The sequence below is a fragment of the Stenotrophomonas sp. P5_B8 genome, from assembly GCF_054049855.1.
Genome location: NZ_JBFULO010000007.1, coordinates 1 through 26,533 on the forward strand (window position 1 = coordinate 1; position 26,533 = coordinate 26,533).

Sequence of the window (26,533 nt, forward strand, 5' to 3'; positions counted from 1 at the left end):
TCGCGACGGGTGCCCGAGCGGTTGATGTCGATCGCCGGGAACACGCGCTTTTCAGAGATGCGACGGCTCAGGTGCACTTCGCTGTTGCCGGTGCCCTTGAACTCTTCGTAGATCACCTCGTCCATCTTGCTGCCGGTATCGACCAGCGCGGTGGCGATGATGGTCAGGCTGCCGCCTTCCTCCACGTTACGCGCCGCGCCGAAGAAGCGCTTCGGACGGTGCAGGGCGTTGGCGTCCACACCACCGGTAAGCACCTTGCCGGAGCTGGGCACCACGTTGTTGTAGGCACGTGCCAGGCGGGTGATCGAGTCGAGCAGGATCACCACGTCTTTCTTGTGCTCGACCAGGCGCTTGGCACGCTCGATCACCATTTCGGCGACCTGCACGTGACGGGCGGCCGGCTCGTCGAAGGTGGAGCTGATGACTTCGCCGCGCACTGTGCGCTGCATTTCGGTCACTTCTTCCGGGCGCTCGTCGATCAGCAGCACGATCAGGTGCACGTCCGGATGATTGGTGGTGATCGCCGTGGCCACCTGCTGCATCATCATCGTCTTACCGGCCTTGGGCTGGGAGACGATCAGCGAACGCTGACCCTTGCCCTGCGGTGCCATCAGATCGAGGATGCGGCCGGTGATGTCTTCGGACGAACCGTTGCCACGTTCCAGGGTGAAGCGCTTGCGCGGGAACAGCGGGGTGAGGTTCTCGAACAGCACCTTGTTCTTGGACGCTTCCAGCGGCTCACCGTTGATGGTGTCCACGATCGACAGCGCGAAGTAACGCTCGCCATCCTTCGGGAAGCGGATGCGGCCGGACAGGTGGTCGCCGGTACGCAGGTTGAAGCGGCGGATCTGGCTGGGCGAAATGTAGGTATCGTCCGGGCCGGCCAGGTAGCTGGCTTCGGCCGCGCGCAGGAAGCCGAAGCCGTCGGGCAGGATTTCCAGCACGCCGTCGGCGGCGACGCCGTCGCCGTGGCGGGTGAGCACCTTGAGCAGGGCGAAGATCACGTCCTGCTTGCGGGCACGCGCCACGCCTTCGGAGATCTGCAGCTGCTCGGCGATTTCCAGCAGCTTCTGCGCCGGCATCCGCTTGAGGTCGCTCAGCGAATAGACCGGGAAGCCTTCAGGCACGTTGGCCTGCTGGCTGCGCACGAACGGCTGCTGCGGTTCGTTGTTGTCCTGCGGCATGCCGTCATCGTTGTAGCGATCGCCACCGCGGCTGCGGTCACGGCGATTGCGGAAACGGTCGCGGCGGTTGCCCTGGCCCTGACCTTGGCCTTGGCCCTGGTTCTGACCTTGGCCTTGACCCTGGTACGGGTTCTGCCCGCCCTTGGGCGCGTTGTTGCCGTTGCCGTTGCCGTTGTGGTTGCGCTGGCCACCGTCGCCGGTGTCCTGCTGCGCACCGCCCTGGCCGGACGAGGATTCGCCAGCGTGGGGGGCAGGTGCCTGCTGCGGTGCCGACGGCGCGGCGACCGGCGCCGGCGCGTCAGGCGCGGCAGCCAGGGGCAGGGCGGATTGATGCGTGGGAGAAGAACCGGTTTCGGCAGCGGTGTTGGCGGCGGCCTTGGCGACGCGCGGCTTGCGCACGCGCTTCTCGGCAGGCGCGTCGGCGCTCCCGGGTTCGGAAGTAGTGATATCGGACAAGTGCTGGATTCCTCGCTAGAAGGTGCGAGCGCCCGGCAGGGCGGCGAACGTTGGGAAAGGATCTGGAAGGAAACAACGTCCAGAAGATGCGGCGCGCGAATGCGGCCGGATATGCCGACACTAACACCGGCTCGCGGCAGCGCGCAAGCCGGGCGGGGCAGGGTCATTCATGCGGGCGCAGGCCCGCGTGGCAGCCGGAGGGGGCCGGCTGCCTGCCAGGGTCAGGCCAGGGCCTTGTCCAGCATGCCGGCGAGCTGGGCCTTGCCCACCGCGCCAACCTGCTGCGCCTGGACTTCGCCGTTCTTGAAGACCAGCAGCATCGGGATCGAGCGCACGTGGTACTTGGCGGCCAGTTCGCGCTGTTCGTCGACGTTGACCTTGGCGATCTTGGCGCGCCCGTTGTAAGCGTCGGCCAGCTCGTCCAGCGCCGGGGCGATCATCTTGCAGGGGCCACACCATTCGGCCCAGAAATCGACCAGCACCGGCTCTTTGGAATCCAGTACTGCGCTTTGGAAGTCAGCGGTGCTGACATGTACAACCTTGTCGCTCATCTTGGTCTCTCGTCTGGAAATGCACCCGGCCGGGCCGGAGGAGGTTGAAGTTGGACGCCACCGACCGGTGCCGTCCGCGTCTGCTGCCTCGTGACCGCACAGGCGGTCAGCGGTGCGCCAGGTGGATGCCTGGTCGCTCACGGCGGGCAGTGTACCGCTAACGTCGCAGGCGGGCAGGGGAGGGGTGGAACCAAGCATCCTGTGATTGGCGTCCCGGTTTAATCGGGCAACTGAAGAGGATATGTGGGTACTGGAGAGGCAGTACCAGCGGAAGCGCGCGTCCCGTTCAACTGGCGGCAGGYGCGGTGAAACCAGTGAGAAGTGCCCTCTTGGGCCCGATCAGCCACGGCCAGGTCCGGTCCCGGTGCCGCTGTCTCGCAGCCGGCTGCGACGGCAGAGCCCGGTTTGGCGCCGACATTGCGCTAAACTGCCTCACTGTGCGGCGCCCCAGGACCCGATGGTCCGGCCCCGCCGACCCCGGCGCAGGGCCCGCAATGGCGACGGTGCCCCCCAAGATTGCAAGCCTCCCGCGCACCGCTGCCGGGCAGGCCTTACCAAGACGGACACATGAGCGACAAACCGCTGACCGATTTGACCTTTTCCTCCTTCGAGCTGCATCCGGCCCTGCAGGCCGGCCTTGAAGGAGCCGGATTCACCCGTTGCACGCCCATCCAGGCGCTGACCCTGCCGGTCGCACTGCCCGGCGGCGACGTCGCCGGCCAGGCACAGACCGGTACCGGCAAGACGCTGGCCTTCCTGGTCGCGGTGGTGAACCGCCTGCTGACCCGCCCGGCACTGGCCGACCGCAAGCCCGAAGACCCGCGCGCGCTGATCCTGGCCCCGACCCGCGAACTGGCCATCCAGATCCACAAGGATGCGGTCAAGTTCGGTTCGGACCTGGGCCTGCGCTTTGCGCTGGTCTACGGCGGCGTGGATTACGACAAGCAGCGCGAGATCCTGCAGCAGGGCGTGGACGTGATCATCGCCACCCCGGGCCGCCTGATCGACTACGTCAAGCAGCACAAGGTGGTCTCGCTGCACGCCTGCGAAATCTGCGTGCTCGATGAAGCCGACCGCATGTTCGACCTGGGCTTCATCAAGGACATCCGCTTCCTGCTGCGGCGCATGCCCGAGCGCTCCACGCGCCAGACGCTGCTGTTCAGCGCCACGCTCAGCCACCGCGTGCTGGAGCTGGCCTACGAGCACATGAACGAGCCGCAGAAGCTGGTGGTGGAGAGCGAGTCGATCACCGCCGCCCGCGTGCGCCAGCGCATCTACTTCCCGGCCGACGAAGAGAAGATCCCGCTGCTGCTGGGCCTGCTGTCGCGCAGCGAAGGCGCGCGCACGATGGTCTTCGTCAACACCAAGGTGTTCGTCGAGCGTGTTGCCCGGTCGCTGGAAAAGRCCGGCTACCGCGTCGGCGTGCTGTCCGGCGATGTGCCGCAGAAGAAGCGTGAGAGCCTGCTAAACCGCTTCCAGAAGGGCCAGCTGGAAATCCTGGTGGCCACCGACGTGGCCGCGCGCGGCCTGCACATCGACGGCATCAAGTACGTCTACAACTACGACCTGCCCTTCGACGCCGAAGACTACGTGCACCGCATCGGCCGTACCGCACGCCTGGGCGAGGAAGGCGATGCGATCAGCTTCGCCTGCGAGCGCTATGCGATGGGCCTGCCGGACATCGAGGCCTACATCGAGCAGAAGATCCCGGTCGAGCCGGTGACCAGCGAGATCCTGACCTCGCTGCCGCGCGCCGCACGCGCACCCGCCGCGCCGGGCGAGGAAGGCGACGACGAGAACGAGAGCGTTGGCCAGATCTTCCGTGAAGCGCGCGAAGCGCGTGCGGCGGAAGAACAGCGTCGTGGCGGTGGCAGCAGCAGCGGCCGCGGCGGCAAGCCGGCCGCCGGCCGTGGCGAGCGCCGCGCGCCCGGTGAGCGCAGTGCCGATGGCAAGCCGCGCCGTGAGCGCAAGCCGCGCGTGGAAGGTGAGGCACCGGTCGTCGTGGCCGATGCCGAGGCCGCGCCGCAGGTTGCGCCGACTGCGGCCCCGACCGCTGCCCCGACTGCCGAAGGCAGTCCGGCCGTGGACGGTGAGCGCGCGCCGCGCAAGCGTCGTCGTCGTCGCAACGGCCGTCCGGTCGAAGGCGCCGAGGGTGCGGCAGCGACCGGCCCGGTGACGCCGGTGCAGGTGGCGGCCAAGCCGATGCGCGGCACGCCGGCGGCCGATCCGAGCGCGTCCTTCCTGACCCGCATCGGTCGCAAGATCCGCCGGATGCTGTCCGGTTCGTAAGACCTGACGCCTGACCTGCGCGGTCCGAGGTCCCGCCCCCTTGGTAGGGGGGCTGTCGCGAAGCGACGGGGATCCGGTGCTGATACTGCGGGGCCCACGGTTGGCGCAGCCAACCGTGGGGCGACAGCGCCAATGCGATGTCGCGTCCCCCGGCCAATGGCCGGCACGACCGATGCATCCCCACCTGCACGTCGTCACCCTCGTCCTGCATAATCAGGGGATGAGCGTCCTGCGTTTTGACAATGTCAGCAAACAGTATGCCGGCGGCCACCAGKCCCTGGTCGACGTCAGCTTTGATGTCGCCCCCGGCGAAATGCTGTTCGTCACCGGTCACTCCGGTGCGGGCAAGAGCACCCTGCTCAAGTTGATCCACCTCGACGAGCGGCCCAGCCGTGGCGCGGTGATCTTCGATGAGCGCAACCTGCTGAAGGTGCGGGGTGGCAATATTCCGCGGCACCGGCGGCAGGTGGGGGCGGTCTACCAGGACCACCGCCTGCTGATGGACCGCAGCATCGCCGAGAACGTGGCGTTGCCGCTGATCCTGCGCGGCACCCGCCGCGCCGACATCGGCAAGCGCGTGCGCTCGGTGCTTGAACGCATGGGCCTGGGCCACCGCGAAAAGGCACTGCCCTCGCAGCTGTCGGCTGGCGAGCAGCAGCGCGTCGGCATCGCCCGCGCGATTGTCAGCGAGCCCAAGCTGCTGGTTGCCGACGAACCCACCGGCAATCTCGATCCGACCCTGGCGGCGGAAATCATGGCGCTGTTCGCCGAGCTGCCCGATCGCGGCACCAGCGTGCTGGTCGTCAGCCATGACCTGGCGCTGCTGCGGCACATGCGCAAGCGCGTGCTGATCCTGGACCACGGCAAGCTGATCGACGACATCTCGCCGCAGGACCTGGCCGAATGAACGCACCCCTCAACAAGGAAGCCGCGGCGCCGTCGCGCCTGGGCGTGTGGTTGCACCACCATGGCCACAGCGTGGTGTTCAGCCTGGGCCGCGCCTGGCGCAAGCCGTGGGCGACGCTGCTCACCATCATGGTGATGGCGCTGGCCCTGGCGTTGCCGCTGGGCCTGTCGATCGCGCTGGACAACCTCACGCATTTCGCCGGCAGCGTGCAGCAGTCGCGCGACATCAACCTGTTCCTCAAGCCGGACGTTGCCGCAGCGGCGGCCGGGCAGGTGGCCGATTCGCTGCGCGGTCGTGCCGACGTGGCCAACGTCACCGTGCAGACCCCCGAGCAGGGGCTGCAGGAACTGCGTGAAGGGGCCGGGCTGGGTGAGGCGATCGATGCGCTGCACGACAATCCTCTGCCTACCCTGCTGATCGTGACCCCGACCGCCGGCACCGATGATGCGCGCCTGGCCACCTCGCTGGAGGGCCTGCCACAGGCCGACCTGGTCCAGCACGATGCGCTGTGGCGCAGGCGCCTGGACGCCTGGCTGGGCTTTGGCACGCGGCTGGTGCAGGTGCTGTCGGTGCTGCTGGGCCTGGGCGCGGCGCTGGTGGTGGGCAATACCGTGCGGCTGGACATCCAGGCGCGCCGCGACGAGATCGGCGTGCTGCAGCTGCTGGGCGCCAGCGATGGCTTCATCCGCCGCCCGTTCCTGTACCTGGGCGCGTGGTACGGACTGGGCGCCGGTGCACTGGCGTTGGGCCTGATCGGCGTGGCCGGGCTGGCGCTGCGCCCGCCGCTGGCCGCGTTGTCGGAAAGTTATGCCAGCCCGTTCGTGCTGCATGGGTTGGACCTGCTGCATTCATCGTTCGTGCTGGTCGGCACCGTGGTGCTGGGCTGGCTGGGCGCGTGGCTGGTGACGGGGCATTTCCTGCGCCAGACCCGACCGACCGAAACCTGAGGCCCGCATGCGCCCGCAAGCCCTGAAGCACCTGGTCGACGATGCACCGCGCGTGATGGTGGTCGACGGTTCCAAGCTGGTCCGCAAGTTGATTGCCGATGTGCTGCAACGCGAACTGCCGGACGTGGACGTGGTGGGCTGCGCAAGCATCGAAGAGGCGCGCAGCGCGCTGGCGGCCGGGCCGGTGAACCTGGTCACCACCTCGCTCACGCTCAGCGACGGCGATGGCCTGGCGCTGGCACGTCTGGTGCGCGAAACCGCCGGGCAGGCCTATGTGCCGGTGATCGTGGTGTCCGGCGATGCGCAGCAGCACCTGGAGCAACGCCGCTTCACCGAATACGTCACCGACTATTTCGACAAGGCACTGGGGCATGAAGCGCTGGCCACCTTCATCCGTGGCTACGTGCAGCCGGAGACCATTCCCGGCGCGACCATCCTGTATGTCGAGGACAGCCGCGTGGTTGCCGAGGCGACCAAGCGCATGCTCGAACGCCAGGGCCTGCGCGTGCTGCACGTGATGACCGCCGAAGAGGCCTTCGCGCTGCTCACCGCCGAATCGCTCGGGCGCAGCAGCCACCGCATCGACCTGGTGCTTACCGACGTCACCCTCAAGGGTGAGCTCAGCGGCCTGGATGTTGTCGAGCGCGTGCGCGTGGACTTCGGCTACGGCAAGCGCCGCCTGCCGGTGCTGGTGATGACCGGCGACGGCAACCCGCTCAACCAGTCCGGCCTGCTGCAGGCCGGTGCCAACGATCTGGTGCAGAAGCCGATCGAAGAACGCCTGCTGGTGACCAAGGTGCTGTTCCAGCTGCGCCTGGCCCGGCTCAACGACAAACCCGTGGTGCGATGAACGACGAGGCAACCTCGAGCATCCAGCTCGAACCGAGCTGGAAGGCCCGTATTGGCGCGTGGCTGCTGCGTCCGGAGATGCGTGAGCTGTCCAGCTTCCTGCGCCAGCGCAAGGCGTCCGGTGCGCATGTATTCCCGCCCGGCCCGCAGATATTCGCGGCCTTTGACGCCACCCCGTTCGAGCAGGTCAAGGTGGTGATTCTCGGCCAGGATCCGTATCACGGTGTTGGGCAGGCCCATGGCCTGAGTTTCTCGGTGATGCCCGGCGTGCCGGTGCCGCCGTCGCTGCTCAACATCTACAAGGAACTGGAGGCCGACCTGGGCATCCCGCGCCCGGACCACGGGTGTCTGCTGCCGTGGGCGCGCCAGGGTGTACTGCTGCTCAATGCGGTGCTCACCGTGGAAGAGGGGCAGGCCGGCGCGCACCAGAAGCGCGGCTGGGAAGGGTTCACCGACCACGTCGTGGACACCCTCAACCGCGAGCGCGAGGGCCTGGTGTTCATGCTGTGGGGCAGTTACGCGCAGCAGAAGGGCAAGGTGATCGACACCGGTCGCCACCGCGTGCTCAAGGCGCCGCATCCGTCGCCGCTGTCGGCGCACCGCGGCTTCCTCGGCTGCCATCACTTCTCGATGGCCAACGCGTACCTGCAGCGCCGTGGGCAGACCGCGATCGACTGGTCCTTGCCGCCGCGCGCGGCGCTGTAACCCGCGCTGGCCCCCGGCCGACGGCCGTGATGCGCGGCGATCACCACGCCGCGACGATTATCTCAATCGGTCAGCATTTCCATGATCGCGCGCGCCACCTGGCGTTTGCGCGCCGGCATCCGTCGCAGCAGCGAGAGAATCTCGGTTTCCTGGACGGTGCGTGCCGCCTCCACCGGCACCGGCTCGGGGAGCGGCAGTTCGGCGCCATCGTCGGGACGGCCGGGACCGCGCCCTGTGGCCAACCATTCAAAATGGACTTGCGTCACAATTGCGACGCGTGAAAGATGTTGGACGCTCGGGGATGTGCCGCCTTCCCGTTCCCATTGCGCCACGGCGCTACGGCGCACGCCGGTTTCCAACGCCAACTGTGTCTGGGACAGGCCAGCCGTTAATCGGGCCCGCCGGATTCTGTCGCACATCGCCTGCATTTACTGCCCCCTTTCCCTGTTAGGTAAGCACGGCTTCCCTGAAAGCAATTCTTTTGTCCTGTGTACAGAACTGCTTCCGCTTGCTGCTGCAGCAGGGGGAATGGTTGGACGCTGACCCGCCGGCAAGCGTCGCTTCCCCCGTGTTTCACGCCGCCTTGATTTGACGGGCTTTTAGTTACCCCGCATTAATCGTCCCGAACCGGACATAAACGGATTCCCAAGCGGGAAACGACACCGGCAGCTGACGATCAGAACGGCGACGGAATAAATCCATCGCCACGGTCGGCCGCTGCTCAAAATCGGCGGGGACGCACGTATGGTTAATGTGAAAGGCGTGAAAGTTTCGTCATTGCGATGGCAGGCATGGGTGCTGATCGCAATACTGGCGGTGCTTTCATGCCTGGGCCGTGCGCAGGCGCAGTCCGCCTGTACGGCCGGTGCCTGCGTCAGCGCCGGGCCCCGGCTGGCCTCGGTCGATTCGACCCAGAGCCCTGTTCTCAATCTGTTGTTCGGCGCGCTGCTGCCGGGCACGACGGTCAACCTGAGCGTGGCCGACTGGAACAACCTGGCCGGCGCCAGAATCAACCTCAACGCGCTGCTGACCCAGCTCAACGGCGGCGTGGTGGTCAGCGATCCCAGCCAGGTGCTCAACGCCAGCATCAGCCTGGGCCAGTTGCGCGCGGCGATGGTGCAGGTGCTGCAGGCCGACGGCCAGACCGCGGCGGCCAACGTCCTCAACGCGCTGCCGCTGGGCGTGGCCGGTACCTCCGGCAGCATCCGCCTGGCCGACCTGCTGCAGATCGCGTTGCCCACCGGCTCGCTGGCCACGGTGAACTTGAACGTGCTCGACCTGCTGACCGGCGGCGTGCAGCTGTACAACTTCCGCAACGTGTTGACCACGCCCACGCCGATCACCGTCAACACCGCCGCGCTCGGCCTCAATGGCGTGGCCAACGTGCGGTTGTGGCTGCAGGTGGTGGAGCCGCCGGTCTACACCTGCGGCGCGGTCGGTGCGGCATTCCACAGCGCGGCGATCCGCATCAAGCTCGACCTCGACCTTGTGCAGGGCCTGAACACCGGCACCCTCAGCGCCGCGCTCAGCGGGCTCAATCTGCTGGGGGTGTCGTTGTCCAACACCAGCATCAGCGCCAGCGTGCTGCACCTGCAGGTGTACGCCGACGTGGCCCGGGCCGAAGGCTCGATCTCGGCGATCAACCTGGTGGGCAATGCGGTCACGCTGCAGGCGCGCCCCGGTTTGGTGAACCTGTATGTCGGTCAGATCAGCGATGCGACCTTCTTCAACCGCAGCACGGTGCTGACCTCGACCGCGCTGAGCGCGGCGACGCTGACCTCGCTGAGCGTGAGCGTGCGGGTGTCGGCCAACGTCCTCGGCATCCTGACCCCCATCGCCGACGTGACCGTGCCACTGACGGTGACCATCCGCAGTTACGCCACCGCGACGCCGGGCCTGCAGAGCGCGAGCTTCACCGGCCCGTACCCRCAGACCCGCACGCTCACCGCCGGGACGGTCAGCGCCGCGACGATGGTCTCCACGCTGGTCAACTCGCTGAGCATCCAGGTGACCAGCGGCAATCCGACGGTGACGCTGCTGGCCGGCATCGCCTTGCCGCTGCCGGTGGCCGACCTGGTCAACGGCATCGTCAACGCGCTGCTGACGCCGATCCGCACGCAGGTCAACGCCCTGGTCACCCCCGTGCTGACCGCACTGCTGGGCGGGCTGGTGGACAACCTGCTGGCGCTGCTGGGCATCCGTATCGGCCAGGCGGTGTTCACTGTGGAAGGCGTGACCCAGGCGTGCGCGGCCACCCTGCAGCTGGTCAAAGACCTGCAGCCGACCAGCGACACCGGGCGCTTCAACCTGTCCATCTCCTACAACGGCAGCACCGTCGGCTCTGCGAGCAACGTCGGCAACAACGGTGCCACTGCCGCGGTCATCACCGTACCCGGCGGCAGCTACGCGCTGGCCGAGGCGGCGGCTGCCGGCACCACGCTCACGCGCTACGCCAGCAGTTGGCAGTGCCTGGACCAGAACAACGCGGTGGTGTCCTCCGGCACCGGCGGCAGCTTCACCCTGCAGGCGCCGGCGATGACCGCCACCGCGGTCACCCTGGTGTGCCGCATCACCAATCGAACGCGGCAGGCCGATCTGTCGATCACCAAAAGCGATGGCAGCGGTAGCTACACGCCGGGTGGCACGGCGACCTACACGCTGCTGGTGAGCAATGGCGGTCCCGATGCGGTCACCAATGCGGTGGTCACCGACACCCTGCCCAACGGCACCACGCTGCGTGGCGCGTGGACCTGCAGTGCCTCCACCGGCAGCGCCTGCGCGGTGGCCACGGGTGGGGCGGTGGGCGATGGCGCGGTCAACGTCGGGGTGAACCTGATCAATGGCGGGCAGGCAACGATCAGTGTGCCGGTGAGTTTCAGCAGCAACCCGGGCGCGTACTGACGCGCGCGGTGGCAGTGCAGTGGGCGCGGGGATGACCTCGCGCTGGGGATGGACAGGATCATCGTGACCGACCGGCCCGCAAGGGCAGGGCGAACGCTTTCGAGGATGAGCGCATGGCAGCAACCGGCAAGCAGGGCAGGGCAGGCAGGGCATCGGCCCGCATCGCATGCGCGATGGCCCTGTTGATGGTGCTGCTGCCGCCGCCGCTACTGGCGCAGGGTTACCCCAACCCACTCAACAACACGGCCAGCGTGACGGCGCCGACGGATGTGTCCGATCCCACGCCGGGCAACAACAGCGCCACCGATACCAACGCACTGGCGCTGCAGGCGCAGTTGAGCGTGACCAAGACGCTGCTCAGCGCCAGCCCGGTCGCCGCGGGCGGGGCCGTGCAGTACCGCATCCAGATCAACAACGCCGGGCCGTCGGCAGCGTCGGCCGTCGGCGTGGTCGACAACGTGTCCGCGTTGCTCACCAATGTCGGCTGGACCTGCCAGGGCGCCACTGCGGCATCGTCATGCGCGCAGTCCAACGGCACCGGCAACGCGATCAACGTGCAGGTCAACGTGGCCGTGGGGGACAGCGTGGTGCTGCTGGTCAATGCCACCGCACCGACCGCCACGCCGGCCACGGTGCCGGCCAACAGCGTGGCGCTGGTGCTGCCGCCAGGCACGACCGATCCGACCCCGGGCGACAACACCGCCACCACGCCGGCGGTGCCGGTGCAGCCCAACGCGCTGGTGGCCAACAACGATACCTTCGCCACGCCCATCTCCTCGACCACCGGCGGCAACACGCCGACGGTGCTGGCCAACGACACGCTCAACGGCGCGCCGGTGAACGGTGCCAACCTGATCATCTCGCTGCAGAATGCGCCGGCCGGCTTCACCATCAACGGCGCCGGTGTGATTGCGGTACCCGCGGGGGCGACGGCGGGCGCGACCAGCCTGACCTACCAGATCTGCGAGAACGCCTCGCCGTCCAACTGCGCCACCGCCATCGCCAGTGTCGTCATCGGTCCCACGGCGGCGAACGACAGCTTCAACGCCACCGGTGGCGCGCCGTCGTTGAGCGGCACCGTGGCCGGCAACGACAACGCACCGGCCGGTGCGCAGTTCAGCGTGACCGGTACGCCGCCGGCCGGGCTCACCCTCAACAGCGACGGCAGCTTCGCCTATGCACCTGCCGGCGGCATCGCCGCGGCAACCTCCTTCCAGTACCAGGTCTGCCTGCCGGCACCGAACGGTGGCGTGTGCGCGACGGCGACCGCGTCGATCGTGGTCAATGCCAATGCGCTGGTCGCGGTCGATGACACCTTCGCCACGCCGATCCCGCCCGGCGCCGGTGGCATCACCCCGAGCGTGCTCGGCAACGACACCTTCAATGGCGGTGCGGTGCCCACCGCGCAGGTCACGCTGAGCCTGGTCGGTGCGCCGGCCGGTGTTGCGATCAACCCCAACGGCACGATCCAGGTGCCGGCCACGGCGGCCGCCGGTCCTCTGGCGCTGACCTACCGCTTCTGCGAGATCGCGCTGCCGGCCAACTGCGCCACCGCCGCCGCCACTCTGGTCATCAGCCCCGATGCGGTGAACGACACGGTCACCACGCCGGGCGGCGGTCAGCCGGCGACTGGCAGCCTGGCCGGCAACGACACCATCGCCAGCGGTTCCACCTACACGCTCGGCATCGCACCGACGCGCGGCACGGCCGTGGTCAATGCCGATGGTACCTTCACCTACACCCCCACCAACGCCAACACCGGGCCGGACAGCTTCACCTACCAGGTGTGTCTGCCGGCACCGAACAACAGCGTGTGCGATACCGCCACGGTCAGCGTCAACGTGCAGGGCAACGTGATCGTCGCGGTGAACGACACCTTCGCCACGCCGCTGCAGCCCGGTGCGACCAGCCCGGCCAGTCTGCTGGCCAATGACACCCTCAACGGTGCGGCGGTGGTGCCGGGCACGGTCAGCCTGGTGCTCACCGGTGCGCCGGCCGGCTACACCGTCAACGCCGCTGGACAGGTCGTGATTCCGGGCGGCGCGGCGGCCGGCGAGGTGACCTTCAGTTACCAGCTCTGCGAACAGGCCACGCCGGGCAACTGCGCCACGGCCAATGTGCAGTTGGTGATCGCCCCCGATGCGGTCGATGACACGTTCGCTGCCACGGCGGGCATCGCGTTGACCGGCACCGTGGCCGGCAATGACAACGTGCCTGCCGGTGCGCAGTTCAGCCTGCTGGCCGGGGCCGCGCATGGCAGCGTGGGCGTCAACGCCGATGGCAGCTTCAGCTATACCGCGCAGTCGGCCTACACCGGGCCGGACAGCTTCCGTTACCAGGTGTGCCTGCCGGCACCGGATGCGTCGGTCTGCGACGCCGCGTCGGTGACGATCAACGTCAGCCCCGGCGCGATCGTCGCCGGCAACGATGACTTCAGCAGCGCGCCGCTGACCGGTGCAGGTGGGCTGACCGCCAGCGTGCTGGCCAACGACACCCTCAACGGCGTCGCCATCCTGCCGGCGCAGGCCACGCTGTCGTTGATCAATGCACCGCCGGCCGGTTACACGCTCGAACCCAACGGCCAGTTGCAGGTGCCCGCCGGTGCGCCGGCCGGCCCCGTCGGCCTGACCTACCAGCTGTGCCAGGCCGGCACCGGCAACTGCACCACCGCGACCATCGCCGTGGTGATCGCCCCCGATGCGGTGGCCGATGCATTCACCACGCAAGTGGGTACAGCGCTCAACGGCACTGTGGCGGTCAATGACAACATCGCTGCCGGTACCACCTTCGCCACCACCGGCGCAGTGCCGCCGGGCCTGGTGTTCAACACCGATGGCAGCTTCACCTATACGCCGCCAGCGCAGTACACCGGTACCACCACGTTCCTCTATCAGGCGTGCCTGGCCGCGCCGCTGGCGGGTGTCTGCGATAGCGCCACGGTCACCCTCAACGTCAACGCCGGCACCCTGGTGGCCAACGATGACGATTTCCGCGCGGCGATCATCAACCCGGCCAGCGGCGGCACCACCAACAGCGTGCTGGGCAACGACACCCTCAATGGCGCGATTCCGCCTGCGCCTGCCGATGTGATCCTGTCCCTCATCGGTGCGCCGGCGGGGTATGTGCTCAACAGCAACGGCACGATTTCGGTACCCGGCGGTGCGGCGGCCGGCGCGGTCGATTTCTCCTATCAGTTGTGCGAAGCCGCGCTGCCCGGCAACTGCACTACGGCGGCGGTGCGCCTGCTGCTGGCGCCGGTTGCGGTCAACGACACCTTCAGTACGCCGGTGGGTGTTGCACTGACCGGCAGCGTGGCCKGCAACGACAACGTGCCTGCCAATGCCACCTTCAGCCTCAGCGGCACCGCCCCGGCCGGGCTGGTGTTCAATCCCACCGGTGGCTTCACCTACACGCCGCCGGCGGGCATCCAGGGCGCGGTCACCTTCGCCTACCAGGCCTGCCTGCCGGCGCCTGACACCAGCGTGTGCGCCGGGGCCACGGTCACCGTCAACGTCAACGCCGGCACCCTGGTCGCCAACGACGATGACGTCCGCGCCACGCCGATCAATCCCGCCACGGGCGGCAGCACCGCATCGGTCCTCAACAACGACAGCCTCAACGGCACCGTGCCGCCGGCCTCGGCCGACGTCCTGCTGAGCCTGGTAGGCGCGCCATCGGGCTACACCCTGGCGGCCGATGGCACATTGACCATCGCCAGCGGCGTGCCGGCCGGTGCGGTCACGCTGACCTATCAGCTGTGCGAGGCTGCGTTGCCGACCAATTGCGATTCGGCGCAGATGCGCCTGGTGGTCTCCCCGTCGGCAGCCGCCGACGTGTTCTCCACGCCGGCCGGGCAGTTGCTGGCCGGCAATGTCGGCAGCAACGACAATGCGCCGGCCGGTGCGGTCTTCAGTGTCACCGGTGCCGTTCCGGCGGGCCTGCAGTTCGGCCCGGATGGCACGTTCCTGTACACCCCACCGGCTGGCGTTACCGGGCCGGTCGGTTTCACCTACCAGGTGTGTCTGCCTGCGCCGGACAACGCCCAGTGCAGCACGGCCAGCGCCACCATCAACGTCAACGCCGGCACCCTGGTGGCACGGGACGATGATTTCACCGCCACCCCGCTCACGCCCGGCAATAGCAGCGGCACCAGCGTGCTGCTCAACGACACCCTCGATGGCGTCACCCCGCCAGCGGCCAGCAGCGTGATCCTGAGTCTGGTCGGTGCGCCGGCGGGCTACGCGCTGGATGCCAACGGCCTGCTGCAGGTGCCTGCCGGTGCGGTCGGCGGCGCCACCGTGTTGGCCTACCAGGTCTGCCAGAGCGTGCTGCCGAGCAACTGCGCCAGCGCGACCATCCGCCTGGTCGTGACCCCGTCGGCGAGCAACGACACCTATTCCACCGCGGCCGGGCAGGCGCTCAACGGCAACGTGGGCGACAACGACAACGTGCCCGCCGGCGCACTGTTCACCGTGACCAGCGCCGCGCCGCCCGGGCTGACCTTCAGCGCGTCGGGCAGCTTCAGCTATGTGCCGCCGGTCGGCACCACCGGCGCGGTGGGCTTCGATTACCAGGTCTGCCTGCCGGCACCGAATGCGGCGCTGTGCGCGACCGCGCGCGCCACCCTCAACGTCACCGCCGGCACGCTCGCGGCGATCAACGATGACTTCAGCAGTACCCCGATCAATCCGGTCAGCGGTGGCAGCACCCCCTCGGTGCTGGCCAACGATTCGCTCAACGGCACCATCCCGCCGGCGGCGGCCGATGTGCTGCTGACCCTGCAGGGCGCGCCGGCCGGGCTGGGCATCACCCCCGAAGGCGCGGTGACAGTGGCGGCCGGTACCGCGGCCGGGGTGAAGAACCTGATCTACCAGCTGTGCGAAGCAGCGGCACCGGCCAACTGCACCACCGCCACGATCCGCCTGCTGGTGGCGCCCTCGGCAGTGGACGACGCGCTGTCTACGCCGGCCGGGCAGGTGCTCAACAGCTCGGTGGCCACCAACGACAACGCACCGGTCGGTGCGCGCTTCGAGGTGGTGGGCACCGTGCCGACCGGCCTGGTGCTGGCCACCGACGGCACGCTGACCTATACGCCGCCGGCCGGCTTCAGCGGCGCGGTGAGCTTCACCTATCAGGTCTGCCTGCCTGCGCCGGATGCGGGCGTCTGCGCCACCGCCACGGCCACGCTCAACGTCAACAGCGGCACGCTGGTGGCCGTCGACGACACCTTCCCCACGCCGATYGCGCCGGGCGCGCCTTCGCCGAGCGTCCTTGGCAACGACACCCTCAACGGCACCACGCCGCTGGCCACCGAGGTGGTGCTGTCGCTGGTCGGCGCGCCGACCGGCTTCAGCATCGCCGGCGATGGCACGGTGAGCGTGTCTGCCGGGACCGCCGCCGGTGCGACCACGCTCACCTACCAGATCTGCGAGGCGGCCGCGTCGACCAACTGCGATACCGCCAGCATCGCGCTGATCGTCGCCCCGGCACCGGTCAATGATGCCTTCGCCGTGCAGGCCGGGCAGACCGTCAGTGGCAGCGTCGCCGCCAACGACAACCTGCCGATCGGCGCGCTCTACACGGTGCAGGGCACGTTGCCGGCCGGGGTGACGCTCAATGGCGATGGCAGCTTCAGCTATACGCCGCCGGCCGGCACGACCAGCCCGGCCAGCTTCGACTATCGCGCCTGCCTGCCTGCACCGAACGCGGCGGTCTGCGGCACGGCGACGGTGACGTTGAACATCAACAACGGGACGCTGGTCGCCAACGACGACAGCTTCCTACCGATCGCACCCGGCAGCAGCACGCCCAGCGTGCTGGGCAACGACGCGCTCAACGGCGTGAGCCCGCCGGCGCCGGCGAATGTGTCGCTGTCGCTGGTCGGTGCGCCGACCGGCTTCACGATCAATCCCAACGGCACGGTAGCGGTGGCCGCCAGCGCGCCCACCGGTGCGATCACGCTGACCTACCAGCTCTGCGAAACGGCGGCGGCCAACAACTGCGACACCGCCAGCATCGCGCTGGTGGTGCGTCCGGCCCCGGTGGACGATGTGATTGCCGTGCAGGCCGGACAAGCCAATACCGGCACCGTGTCCGGCAACGACAACATGCCGGCCGGCTCGACCTGGAACGTGGTATCGCCGCCACAGGGGCTGGCCTTCAACAGCAACGGCAGCTTCACCTACACCCCGCCGGTCGGCACCATCGGCCCGGTCACCTTCACCTACCAGGCCTGCCTGCCGGCACCGGATACCACCGTGTGCGGCACAGCCACCGCAACGTTGAACATCGCCGTCACCGCCATCGTGGCCAATGACGATACGTTCGCTACGCCGATCTCCACCGGTTCGGCCACGCCCAGCGTGCTGGTCAACGATGCGCTCAATGGGGTGACCCCGCCGGCGGCGGCGAGCGTGCAGCTGCTGCTGGTCGGCGCACCGGCCGGCTTCGTGATCAACAACGATGGCACCGTGCAGGTGCCGGCCGGGGTCATCGCCGGTGCCACCACGCTGACCTATCAGCTGTGCGAGGCCGCCTCGCCGATCAACTGCGCCACGGCCACGATCCGGCTGGTGGTCACGCCCGCGCCGCAGAACGATGCGTTCGCCGTGCAGGCCGGCGGCACCCTCGCCAACGGCAGCGTAGCGGGCAATGACAGCATGCCCGCCGGCTCGACCTGGGCGGTGCAGGGCACCCCGCCAGCCGGGTTGCTGTTCAATCCCAATGGCACCTTCACCTATACCCCGCCGGTGAACACCACCGGGGCAGTCACCTTCACCTACCAGACCTGCCTGCCCGCACCCGACGCCGGTGTGTGTGGCATCGCGACGGCGACGTTGAACGTCAACCTGGGCACGCTGACCGCCGGCGATGACAGCTTCACCGGCATTGCAGCCGGTGGCACCACGCCGAGCGTACTGGGCAACGATGCGCTCAATGGCGTCAGCCCGCCGGCCCCGGCCAGCGTGCAGCTCACCCTGGTCGGTGCGCCGACCGGCTACGCCATCGCCGCCGATGGCACGATCAGCGTGCCGGCCGGCGTGACCGCAGGGGCGGCCACGCTCACCTATCAAATCTGCGAGACCGCCGCGTCGACCAACTGCGATACCGCCACGGTGGCGCTGGTGATCACCCCGACACCGCAGAACGATGCATATTCGGTGCAGGCCGGCGGCACGATCAGCAATGGCAACGTCGCGGCCAATGACGACATGCCTGCGGGGTCCAGCTGGGCCGTGCAGGGCACCGCCCCGGCGGGGCTGATCTTCAACGCCGATGGCACCTTCACCTACACCCCGGCGGTGGGCACGACCAGCCCGGTGAGCTTCACCTACCAGGCCTGCCTGCCGACCCCGAACGCGGCGCTGTGCGGCGTCGCCAGCGTCACCCTCAACATCAACGCCGGCACGCTGGCGGCGGTCGATGACACCCTCAGCGGCGTTGCCGCCGGGACCACCTCGGCAGCCAGCGTGCTGGCCAACGACACGCTCAACGGCACCCGTCCGCCGCTGCCGGGCGATGTGGTGCTCAGCCTGGTCGGCGCGCCGGCCGGCTTCGCCATCACCGCCACCGGCACCATCAGCGTGGCCACCGGCGTGGTCTCCGGGCCCACCGCGATCACCTACCAGATCTGCKAAGCCGCCGCGCCGACCAACTGCGATACCGCCACCGTCACCGTCATCGTGACCCCGACGCCGCAGAACGACGCCTTTACCGTGCAGGCCGGGCAGACGCTGAGCACCAGCGTGGCCGGCAACGACACCATGCCCGCCGGTGCGGTCTACACGTTGCAGGGCACGGCGCCCGCCGGCCTGTCCTTCACCGGCAGCGGTGCGTTCACCTATACCCCGCCGACCGGCACGCCAAGCCCGGTCAACTTCACTTACCAGGCCTGCCTGCCGGCACCGAACGCGGCGCTGTGCGGCACCGCCAGCGTGTCCATCAGCATTGGCACCGGCACGCTGCTGGCCGGCAACGACACGCTCAGCGGCGTCGCCCCCGGGACCGCCTCGGCGGCCAGCGTGCTCGCCAACGACAGCCTCAACGGCGTGTCGCCGCCGGCCGCCGGCAGCGTGCTGTTGAGCCTGGTCGGTGCACCGGGTGGCTTTGCGATCACACCCAACGGCACGATCAGTGTGTCCACCGGCGTCAGCGCCGGCCCCACCACGCTCACCTACCAGATCTGCGAAGCCGCCGCGCCGGGCAACTGCGCTACCGCCACGGTGACGGTGATCGTCAGCCCGACGCCACAGAACGACGCGTTCGCGGTGCAGGCCGGGCAGACGCTGAGCAACAGCGTGGCCAGCAACGACAGCATGCCGGCCGGGTCGAGCTGGGCCGTGCAGGGCATGCCCCCGGCGGGGCTGTCGTTCAATCCCGATGGCAGCTTCACCTATACGCCGCCCGTCGGCACTGCCAGCCCGGTCGCCTTCGTCTACCGCGCGTGCCTGCCGGCACCCGACAACAACGTGTGCGGCACCGCCACGGTCACGCTCAACATCAACAACGGCACCCTGAGTGCCGGGGATGACACGTTGGTGGGTGTACTGCCGGGTGCCACCACCGGCGCCAGCGTGCTGGCCAACGACAGCCTCAACGGCGTATCGCCGCCGGSCGCGGCCGACGTGCTGCTGACCCTGGTCGGTGCGCCGGGCGGCTTCACCCTCAACCCCGATGGCACCATCAGCGTGGGCGCAGGCGTCACCTCCGGCGCCACCACCGTGACCTACCAGATCTGCGAAGCCGCCGCGCCGAGCAACTGCGATACCGCCAGCGTCACCGTGGTGGTCACCCCGGCACCGCAGAACGACGCCTTCGCCGTGCAGGCCGGGCAGACCGTGTCCAACACCGTCGCAGCCAACGACAACACGCCGGCCGGCGCGGTCTTCACCCTGCAGGACAGCGCGCCGGCAGGACTGACCTTCAACAGCAACGGCACGTTCACCTATACGCCGGCCACCGGCGTGGTCGGTGCGGTCAGCGTCGCCTACCAGGTGTGCCTGCCGGCGCCGAATGCCAGCCTGTGCGGCCGCGCGATCCTCACCCTCAACATCAACAATGGCCTGCTGGTGGCCGGCGATGACACGCTCACCGGGGTCGCACCCGGCACCACGTCCGGTGCCAGCGTGCTGGCCAACGACAGCCTCAACGGCGTGTCCCCGCCCGCGCCGGCCGACGTGCTGCTCACGCTGGTCGGTGCACCGGCAGGTTTCAGCATCACCCCGGCCGGCACCCTCAGCGTGTCCAGCGGCGTCACCTCCGGCGCAACCCCGCTCACCTACCAGATCTGCGAAGCGGCCGCGCCCGCCAACTGCGATACCGCCAGCATCACCGTGGTCGTCAGCCCGGCGCCGCAGAACGATGCCTTCAACGTGCAGGTCGGGCAGACGCTGAGCAACAGCGTGGCCAGCAACGACAGCATGCCGGCCGGTGCGGTCTACACGGTGCAGGGCACGGCGCCGACCGGGCTGGCCTTCACCAGCAGCGGTGCGTTTACCTATACCCCGCCAGCCGGCACGCCCAGCCCGGTCGGCTTCACTTACCAGGCGTGCCTGCCCGCACCTTATGGGGCGGTGTGCGGCACCGCCACGGCGACCATCAACATCAACAACGGCACCCTGGTAGCCGGTGATGACGTGCTCACCGGCGTGGCAACCGGTTCGACCTCCAGCGTCAGCGTGCTCGCCAACGACCGCCTCAACGGGGTCAGCCCGCCGCTACCGGCCACCGTGCTGCTCAGCCTGGTCGGCGCGCCGTCCGGCTTCACCATCACTTCCGATGGCACCATCAACGTGGGCACCGGCGTCACCTCTGGCGCTACCACGCTCACCTACCAGATCTGCGAAGCCGCCGCGCCGGGCAACTGCGCTACGGCCACCGCCACCGTGGTGGTCACCCCGGCACCGCAGAACGACAGCTACACGATCCCCGCCGGCCAGCCGGGCACCGGCAACGTATCGCTCAACGACAACGTCCCGGCCGGTGCGCTCTACACGCTGACCAGCGGTGCGGTCGCCGGGCTGGTGTTCAACGCCGATGGCAGCTTCAGCTACACCCCACCGTCGGGCACCACCGGGCCGGTGAACTTCACCTATCGGGTCTGCCTGCCGGCGCCGTATGCCACCCAGTGCGGCGATGCCAGCGTCACCCTGACTCTGTCCGGCTCAGCCAACGTGGTGCTGGCGGTCAACGACGACTTCACCAGCACACCGGTGGACCCGGCGGTGGGCGGCACCATCGCCCGCTCGGTGCTGGACAACGACAGCTTCAACAACGTTTCCCCGCCGCCGGTGGGCAGCGTGGTCGCCAGCCTGACCGGCAGCACGCCGGGGTACACCATGAACAACCAGGGCCAGATCATGGTCGCCGCCGGCGTGCAGCCGGGCCAGGTGCAGTTGGCCTACCAGCTGTGCGAAAACGGCGTGCCCACCAACTGCACCACTGCCATTGCGACCGTGCGCGTGCAGGGCGCGGTCGGTGCACTGTTGGCGGTGGACGACAGCGGCGGCCCGGTCGGCCCTGCGGGTCAGACGCGCCTGTTGAACGTGTTCACCAACGATACGTTCAACACCGCACCGCTGGACCCGGCACAGGTCAGCTTCGCCCCGGTGGCCACCAACGCGCTGAGCGTCAGCGCCGACGGCTGGGTGGACGTCGCCGCCGGCCTGGCCGCTGGCAGCTACAGCACCTCCTACACGATCTGCCTGCTCAACCAGCCCACCGTGTGCGACACCGCGACCGTGAGCGTGACCGTCATCGCCGCCGCACCGGGCGTGGACGCCGAAGATGACCGCGTCCAGCTGCCCCAGGATGGCGTGATCGAGATTGACGTGCTGGGCAATGACCGGGTCAATGGCACCCCGATCGATCCGGATACCGTCACCGTGACCATCACCGCGCCGCCGCCGTACGGCACCGCCACGGTGATGCCGCGTGCGCGCATCCGCTTCGCCGCACTGGCCAATTTCTCCGGCGTGCAGGGCTTTGACTACCAGGTCTGCGATATTGCCGATCCGGCGATGTGCGCCTCGGCCACGGTGACCGTCACCGTTGATCCGAACGTGCTGACCCTGGTGGACGATGCGGTGACCGCGCAGACATCCGGGCCGGTGAAGATCGATGTAATGGCCAACGACAGCGCCCGCACCGCGGTGCTGGACCGGAGCTCACTGCAGGTGATCACCGCGCCGGCGCATGRCAGCGTGCAGTGCACCAATGGTCTGTGTATCTACACACCCGCCGCCAACTTCGCCGGTACCGACAGCTTCCGCTATCGGGTCTGCGACATGTCCATCCCCACCGCGCTGTGCGCCGAGGCCAACGTCGCGGTCACCGTGGCCGGCCAGCAGGCCGTGCTGCGCCTGACCAAGGTGGCGGCCAAGCGCAGCGCGCAGATCGGCGACCTTGTGCGCTACACCGTCACCATCGACAACGTCGGCGAGGTCGACGCCAACGGCGCCACGCTGCTGGATACGCTCCCGCCTGGCTTCGCTTTCGTCAGCGGCGGTTTCGCGGTGCAGGATGCCGACAACGATGCGCGCACCAGCGGCGTGCAGCCGCTGCGCATCGACGGCATCGACGTGCCGGTGGGCGAACGTGCCACCGTGGTGTACTACCTGCGCGTCGGCGCGGGCACCGGCACCGGCGTGCATACCAACCGCATCACCGCCATCGACGGCGAAAACCGCAGCATCGGCAACGTCGCCTCGGCCGAGGTGGATGTCACCACCGATCCGCTGCTGGATGAAAGCCTGATCGTCGGCAGCGTGTTCGATGACCGCAACGGCAATGGCATCCAGGATGCAGGCGAACGCGGCATTCCCGGCGTGCGCGTGGCGGCGGTGGAAGGCCTGCTGATGGAAACCGATGCGTTCGGTCGCTACCACCTGGTCGGCATCCTCGGCGGCCAGGCACGTGGGCGCAACTTCATCCTCAAGGTCGATCCGTCCACGCTGCCGGCCGGGGCGATGTTCACCACGCCCAACCCGCTGGTCCGCCGTATCACCCCCGGGCTGCCGGCGCGCTTCGACTTCGGCGTGCGCATGCCCGACGGCGTGCTGAGCACGGCGGCACCGTCCCAGACGGCAACGCCCCGACCGGCGCGGATCGAACTGGGCCAGGCGCTGTTCGCGCCGGGGAGTGCGCAGCTGGCGGCCGACCGTGCCCCGGTGCTGGACACCGCCGCTCAGGCGCTGGTCGCACGCGGTGGCGGCAGGCTGCTGCTCACCGCCGCACGCGGTGAGGAAGCACTGGCCGGCCAACGCGCCCATGCGCTGCAGGTTGCACTGGCCGCGCGCGTGCCGGCTGCGGTGGCGCACGCAACCCGCATCGAGGTGCTGGCCGCTGACGGCAGCGTGCTGCAGCAGCTGCGGCTGGACGATCCCCCCGAGCTCCCTGCCAACACCGATTCTGCCCGCAGGGAGGACCGCTGACCCATGGACATGACCCTGAGCCAGACACCGCTTCGCACCCTGTTGCTTCGTCATGCCGGCGCCGGTGTGGCGGCCGTGCTGCTGACCCTTGCGCCGGCGATGGCGCAAACGGCATCACCGCCTGCCAGCATCCAGTGCGACGCGGAGAGCTGCCGCAACGCCGACGGCCTGCTGCTGCGCATCGCCGACGACGCCGAAGCCCCGGTCCTGCCGTTGCCCGGTCGTCTCGCTCCGGCGCCAGCCGAGCCGGTGCCGCTGACGCCAGCGACCACGGCCGATGTGGCGGCACCGGGCGGCCAGTTCATGGCCGAGCTGCCCAACGGTGGCGTGGTGTGGGCCACCGAAGATCCCACCATGGTGCCGCCCAGCCTGAGCGTGCAGGCGGCAGCGACGGTACCGTTCGAGAACGGCCGGGTGATCCGCCCGCTGCGTTTCCACAGCTACAACAACTACGCCTCCTTCATCCAGAAACTGGAGGTCACCCTGTACCGCGGCACCGATACCGACCTGGTCACGCCGCTGGCGCGTATCACGCTGCCGTCGGACTATGTCGGCGATGCCGAATGGAACGGCGAGATGCCGGGCAACATCAAGCTGCGCACCGGTGATGAGCTGATCTACGTCGCGCGCGCCTACGGCGCTGGCGGGTCCTTCGATGAAACCCGCATCCAGCGCATCCAGCTGGTGACTCCGGCCGACTTCGACCGTGGCCTGCAGATCACCCGCGAGAACGTGCAGAAGACCCTGGGCCAGGCACTGGACGGCGACAGTGCGCAGGACCTGCAGCTGAGCAACAGCATCTACGGACAGAGCACGCTGCGCCTGCAGAACATTCCCATCCACGGCTCGCGCGTGCGCCTGTACGGCCGCAACCTCGAACCGAACAGCCGGGTGCGCATCAACGGCCAGGACTTCCCGGTCGACCTGGAGCAGAAGTTCGCCGCCGAGTTCCTTGAGCCCGTCGGTCAGCATCGCTACGACGTCAGCGTGGAATCGCGCGATGCGCCGTCGGCCCAGCGACAGCTGGACGTGGATGTCACCGGTCGCTATCTGTTCCTGGTCGCCATCGCCGATGTCACCGTCTCCAAAAACAGCGCCAGCGGCAACCTGCAGCCACTGGCCGCCGATGATCGCGACGACGACGGCTTCCTCAGCGAGGGGCGGCTGGCGTTCTACCTCAAGGGCAAGATGCGCGGCAAATACCTGGTGACCGCACAGGCCGATACCCAGGACCGCGAGCTCAAGTACCTGTTCCGCGATTTCACCCAGGCCGACGCGCAGGACGTGTTCCGCCGCCTCGACCCGGACCTGTATTACCCGGTGTACGGCGACGATTCCACCACCTACCGCGACGTGGACACGCAGGGGCGCCTGTACCTGCGCGTGGACTGGGACCAGAGCCAGGCGCTGTGGGGCAACTACGCCACCGGCATCACCGGCACCGAATATGGCCAGTACGTGCGCTCGCTGTACGGCGGTGCGTTGAACTGGCGCTCGCTGGCCGCCACCCCGCTGGGTGATGCGCGCTCGCAGCTGAAGCTGTTCGGCTCCGAGGCGCAGTCCGCGCCGGGCCACAGCGAGTTCCTCGGCACCGGCGGCAGCCTCTACTACCTGCGCCACACCGACGTGCTGCCCGGCTCGGAGCAGGTGGTGCTGGAAGTACGCGACCGTACCACCGGCCGCACCGAAACCCGCGCCAGCCTGCAGGAAGGCGTGGACTACGAAATCGACAACCTGCAGGGCCGCCTGATCCTGACCCGCCCGCTGGCCCAGCTCACCCGCGAGAATGTCCGCAGCATCACCCGCGACATGCCGCTGGATGGCTACGACCAGCTGCTGCTGGTGGATTACGAATACGTGCCGCTGGGCTTCAGCAGCGACGATGTCACCTACGGTGCGCGCGGGCGGCAGTGGATCGGCGACCACGTGGCGATCGGCGGCACCTGGATCGACGAGAACCGCAGCGGTGAGAACTACAGCCTCAAGGGCGCCGACCTGACCCTGCAGGCCGGGCGTGGCACCTACCTGAAGGTCGAGCAGACCCGCACCGACGCCACCGCCGCACCGGTGTTCTACTCGGACAACGGCGGCCTGAGCTTCATCCGCCGCAACCCGTACGAAGGTCGGCGCTCGGGCACGGCCAGCGCGGTGGAAGCGCGCGCCAACCTGCGCGAACTGGGCTGGACCGCCCGCGACTGGAGCGTGGGCGCGTGGTGGCGCGACGTGGATGCCGGCTTCTCGGTAGCCCGCCAGGACACCGGCCAGCCGATCCAGGAATACGGTGCGGAATTCCTGGGCTACCTCACCGACGATCTCAGCCTGTATGGCCGGCATACCCGCACCGAGCAGGGTGACCTTGCGCTGGAGCAGAGCCAGCTCACCGCCGAGTGGCGGCTGGGCAACGACGGCCAGCTCACCGGCGAACTGCGCCGCGTGCGCGAAGAGCAGGAACGGCAGGACGTGTCCGCGCTGCTCGCGGCGATCGGGTATCGGCAGCGCTTCGGCTCGTCATGGGAGCTGTACGGCACCGGCCAGGTGACCCTGGATGACGACGGCGGCGCGTACGAGAAGAACGACCTGCTCACCCTCGGCGCGCGTTATCTGTTTGGCGACCGCAGCAGCGTGGGGGCCGAAGTCAGTGGTGGCAGCCGTGGCCATGGCGCCAAGGTCGATGCCGAATACCGCATGGCCCCGGACCACAGCCTGTACGGCAGCTACAGCTACAGCACCGATCGCACCGGCACCGATCCGTTGTTCGATACTGGCCTGCAGAGCGGCTGGACGCTGGGCCAGCGCTGGCGGTTGAGCAACCAGGTCAACGTCTACAACGAAAGCCAGTACCTCAAGGATCGCCGCCAGGACAACGCCGGGCTGGTGCACACCTTCGGCATGGACTTCTATCCCGCGCAGGGCTGGAACCTGGGCTTCACCGTCATGGATGGCGAACTGGATTCGACCGTCGGCCGTATCGACCGCCGCGCCTACAGCGTCAGTGGCGGGCGTACCGATGCGGTGGCGCAGTGGAGCAGCAAGCTGGAGTACCGCCGCGACAGCGGTGCCGAGCAGCGCGAGCAGTGGGTGACCACCAACCGCCTGCTGTACAAGCTCAACGAAGACTGGCGTTTCGCGCTGCGGGCCAACTATGCCGACACCGACGACCGCATCAATCCGCTGGCCGATGCCAAGCTGGTGGAAACCAACGTGGGCTTCGCCTGGCGTCCGCACGACAGCACCGGCTGGGCGGGCTTCGGCAAGTTCACCTATCTCTACGACGTGGCCTCGCTGGGCCAGGAAGGCGGCAACCTGTATGACC

The 26,533-nt window shown here is 68.6% G+C and carries 11 protein-coding genes; 8 read left to right on the top strand and 3 right to left on the bottom strand.

The window, feature by feature from the left end; genetic code table 11:
- Positions 1-1,640, bottom strand: a 1,640-nt coding sequence (rho, locus tag ACXJKH_RS00795; RefSeq protein WP_457317930.1) for a transcription termination factor Rho, incomplete at its 3' end; no start/stop codon positions are given.
- A 221-nt stretch (positions 1,641-1,861) separates the two neighbouring features.
- Complete coding sequence (gene trxA, locus ACXJKH_RS00800) at positions 1,862-2,191, bottom strand: thioredoxin (RefSeq protein ID WP_256776683.1); 330 nt, start codon at positions 2,189-2,191, stop codon at positions 1,862-1,864.
- Between the two features lie 567 nt (positions 2,192-2,758).
- On the opposite strand from trxA, the gene rhlB reads away from it, so the two are divergent.
- The 5 genes from rhlB to ung all read left to right on the top strand — a co-directional run bounded on the left by rhlB (position 2,759) and on the right by ung (position 7,888).
- Positions 2,759-4,480: an ATP-dependent RNA helicase RhlB gene (gene rhlB / locus ACXJKH_RS00805; protein WP_457317931.1), complete on the top strand. Its 1,722-nt coding sequence runs from the start codon at positions 2,759-2,761 to the stop codon at positions 4,478-4,480.
- A gap of 220 nt (positions 4,481-4,700) precedes the next feature.
- Positions 4,701-5,387, top strand: coding sequence for a cell division ATP-binding protein FtsE (gene ftsE / locus ACXJKH_RS00810; RefSeq protein WP_457317932.1), 687 nt, complete (start codon positions 4,701-4,703; stop codon positions 5,385-5,387).
- On the top strand, positions 5,384-6,334 hold the full coding sequence (ftsX, locus tag ACXJKH_RS00815; protein WP_457317933.1) for a permease-like cell division protein FtsX: 951 nt from the start codon (positions 5,384-5,386) through the stop codon (positions 6,332-6,334). The genes ftsE and ftsX overlap by 4 nt, the downstream gene beginning before the upstream one ends.
- A gap of 7 nt (positions 6,335-6,341) precedes the next feature.
- Positions 6,342-7,184, top strand: a complete 843-nt coding sequence (locus tag ACXJKH_RS00820; RefSeq protein WP_256776679.1) for a response regulator — start codon at positions 6,342-6,344, stop codon at positions 7,182-7,184.
- Positions 7,181-7,888, top strand: coding sequence for a uracil-DNA glycosylase (ung, locus tag ACXJKH_RS00825; protein ID WP_457317934.1), 708 nt, complete (start codon positions 7,181-7,183; stop codon positions 7,886-7,888). Before ACXJKH_RS00820 ends, ung begins: the two co-directional genes overlap by 4 nt.
- Positions 7,889-7,950: 62 nt before the next feature.
- Here ung and ACXJKH_RS00830 read toward each other — a convergent pair whose 3' ends face one another.
- On the bottom strand, positions 7,951-8,316 hold the full coding sequence (locus ACXJKH_RS00830) for a helix-turn-helix domain-containing protein (RefSeq protein WP_457317935.1): 366 nt from the start codon (positions 8,314-8,316) through the stop codon (positions 7,951-7,953).
- A gap of 367 nt (positions 8,317-8,683) precedes the next feature.
- Here ACXJKH_RS00830 and ACXJKH_RS00835 point away from each other — a divergent pair, with 367 nt between their 5' ends.
- From ACXJKH_RS00835 to ACXJKH_RS00845, 3 genes are all read left to right on the top strand, one after another.
- Positions 8,684-10,789 carry a hypothetical protein gene (locus ACXJKH_RS00835; RefSeq protein WP_457317936.1) on the top strand — a complete coding sequence of 702 codons (2,106 nt, stop codon included), beginning with the start codon at positions 8,684-8,686 and terminating at the stop codon, positions 10,787-10,789.
- A gap of 113 nt (positions 10,790-10,902) precedes the next feature.
- Positions 10,903-23,220, top strand: coding sequence for a beta strand repeat-containing protein (locus ACXJKH_RS00840; RefSeq protein ID WP_457317937.1), 12,318 nt, complete (start codon positions 10,903-10,905; stop codon positions 23,218-23,220).
- Between the two features lie 3 nt (positions 23,221-23,223).
- Positions 23,224-26,533, top strand: a 3,310-nt coding sequence (locus ACXJKH_RS00845) for a hypothetical protein (protein ID WP_457317938.1), incomplete at its 3' end; no start/stop codon positions are given.

Coding starts and splice junctions, on each gene's coding strand:
- trxA (WP_256776683.1), bottom strand. CDS start 2,191: ATGAGCGACAAGGTTGTACATGTCAGCACCGCTGACTTCCAAAGCGCA.
- ftsX (WP_457317933.1), top strand. CDS start 5,384: ATGAACGCACCCCTCAACAAGGAAGCCGCGGCGCCGTCGCGCCTGGGC.
- ACXJKH_RS00820 (WP_256776679.1), top strand. CDS start 6,342: ATGCGCCCGCAAGCCCTGAAGCACCTGGTCGACGATGCACCGCGCGTG.
- ung (WP_457317934.1), top strand. CDS start 7,181: ATGAACGACGAGGCAACCTCGAGCATCCAGCTCGAACCGAGCTGGAAG.
- ACXJKH_RS00830 (WP_457317935.1), bottom strand. CDS start 8,316: ATGCAGGCGATGTGCGACAGAATCCGGCGGGCCCGATTAACGGCTGGC.